Origin of the sequence: Arthrobacter sp. AQ5-05 (assembly GCF_003287975.1) — a bacterium.
In the GTDB taxonomy this organism is placed as follows: domain Bacteria; phylum Actinomycetota; class Actinomycetes; order Actinomycetales; family Micrococcaceae; genus Paeniglutamicibacter.
In genome coordinates this window covers 1-787 of sequence record NZ_QMKQ01000095.1, presented here as the reverse complement: position 1 = coordinate 787, position 787 = coordinate 1, and the positions used below count along the sequence as shown (strand labels likewise).

The 787-nt window shown below is 66.5% G+C and carries 2 protein-coding genes; both read left to right on the top strand.

Annotation, left to right across the window (positions count from 1 at the left end; genetic code table 11):
• A partial coding sequence (locus DQ353_RS21155) for a zinc-binding dehydrogenase (RefSeq protein ID WP_146755375.1) occupies nt 1-405 on the top strand: 405 nt, incomplete at its 5' end.
• Nucleotides 402-787, top strand: a 386-nt coding sequence (locus DQ353_RS21150) for an MBL fold metallo-hydrolase (protein ID WP_146755374.1), incomplete at its 3' end; no start/stop codon positions are given. The genes DQ353_RS21155 and DQ353_RS21150, both read left to right, overlap by 4 nt.

The window sequence follows — 787 nt, the reverse complement described above, 5'->3', positions numbered from 1 at the left end:
GTGAACTCCAAGACCAATGATGCGGTCGAGGGCATCAAGTCCCACACCGGTGGCTTCGGCGCCGATGTGGTCATCGAGGCCGTGGGCCGCCCGGAAACCTACAAGCAGGCGTTCTACGCCCGCGACCTGGCCGGACGGGTGGTGCTGGTGGGCGTGCCGACCCCCCAGATGGTCCTGGAGCTGCCGCTGGCCGATGTCTTCGGGCACGGCGGATCGCTGAAGTCCTCCTGGTACGGGGACTGCCTGCCGTCCCGCGACTTCCCGATGCTGGTGGAGCAATACAAGCTCGGCCGCCTGGATTTGGACGCGTTCGTCTCCGAACGCATCTCCCTGGACGACGTGGAGGCCGCCTTCACCAAGATGGGCGAGGGCAAGGTCCTGCGTTCGGTGGTGGAACTCTCATGAGCGCGCAGATCCAAAACCTTGTCACCTCCGGCACGTTCTCCCTGGACGGGGGCACCTGGGAGGTGGAGAACAACGTCTGGATCATCGGGAACCAGGACGAGGTCTTCGTGATCGACCCGGCCCACGACCCGGCCAAGATCGTCGAAGCCGTGGGCAACCGCGCGGTCAAGGCGGTGCTGCTGACCCACGGGCACGATGACCACATCCGCTACGCCCGCGAATTCGCGGACCTGGTCCAGGCACCGATCCACCTGAACCCGGCCGATACGATGCTCTGGCAGGACGTGTTCCCCGGAACCACCGCCGATGCCGGGATCGCCGACGGGCAGGAGTTCGAGGTTGCCGGCACCACGCTGGTGGCCCTGCACACCCCCGGGCACTC